Below are 1,113 nucleotides of genomic sequence, written 5' to 3'. Positions count from 1 at the left end.
CCCCATATAGCACCGCTTGCCCCGGAAGTCTTCCAGCTTCAGTGTCTCATCAGTTGAGTCGCGCCACCGCTGCACGTTGAAGTATGCTTCCCGTGAGCCAACCCATATATTTAGGTGCTTGGTCTGAAAGGTAGATTGTTTGCGGCTATTGTTCTTTGCCTCAGCTAGCTTGGCTTCCAAGAAGTCATCATTGACCGATACGCCATAGTTCGGGTTGGCCTTTCTGATGGTATCGATACTTGTCCAGTCGTCATCAGCGTCAACCGTGTAGATCAGGGCTAGGGTTTGGTCGTCCTCATAGATGCCCTCAAGCATTTTCTGGGCGTCAAGCTGCATCTGGTAGCAGGGGCCAGCCAGATTATCCCCGGCTGTGGTGATCATAAGCAGCAAAGGCTGCTCCCGCGCACCCATGCCGGTCTCCATTGTGTCTAACAATTCGTCTGTTTGGTGCTCGTGATACTCATCAATGATGGCGCAATGCGGGCTTGAACCATCCCCTGGCTTACCAATAACCGGCTCAAACCGGCTGCCGTTCTCCAGAATTGATATGTTTGAGGCGTTAACCTCCACGCCAAAGTAGGATTTGAAGTCACCGACGCGGTTAGCCATGATCTTTGCGGGCCTGAATACCTCCCAGGCCTGCTTCTCTGTGGTCGCGCCAGAGTAAACCTCTGCCCCATACTCGCCATCAGCCGCCAGCATGTATAGGCCGATACCCGCCGCCAGTATTGACTTGCCGTTCTTTCGTGGCACCCATAGTTCAGCACGACGAAACCGCCGCATCTTGTCCTTGGTTCGCTTCCAGCCAAACAGTGAGCAGATAAAGAATAGCTGCCATGGCTCAAGGATCAGACTGTCACCCTTGGCCGCCCACTTGCCCTTGGTATGCGGAAATGCCTGAATAAACTTGCAGGCCCGCTCGGCGGCTTGGTGATCGAAGTAATACGGGTAAACCTCAGAGCGCTTAGACTTGGCTAAATCGTCAAGGTGGCGCTGGCAGGCAAGGCGAATCCATTTGCAGGCAGGTATCGACCCGCCAACAACGTCACGGCAATACTTGTTTGCGCGTTCAACGCTTGGGTGTTGCGCCACTACCACTCCTCTCGGGCTGAG

1 protein-coding gene is annotated in these 1,113 nt (G+C 54.2%); it reads right to left on the bottom strand.

Going from position 1 to position 1,113, the window contains the following annotated elements; genetic code table 11:
* Positions 1-1,092: terminase large subunit (locus V6D20_16725; protein HEY9817424.1), on the bottom strand; the 1,092-nt coding region annotated here is incomplete at its 3' end.
* Positions 1,093-1,113: the final 21 nt, after the last annotated feature.

It is taken from the genome of Candidatus Obscuribacterales bacterium (genome assembly GCA_036703605.1).
Classification (GTDB): Bacteria; Cyanobacteriota; Cyanobacteriia; order RECH01; family RECH01; genus RECH01.
This window is presented reverse-complemented; position numbering and strand designations above follow the sequence as displayed.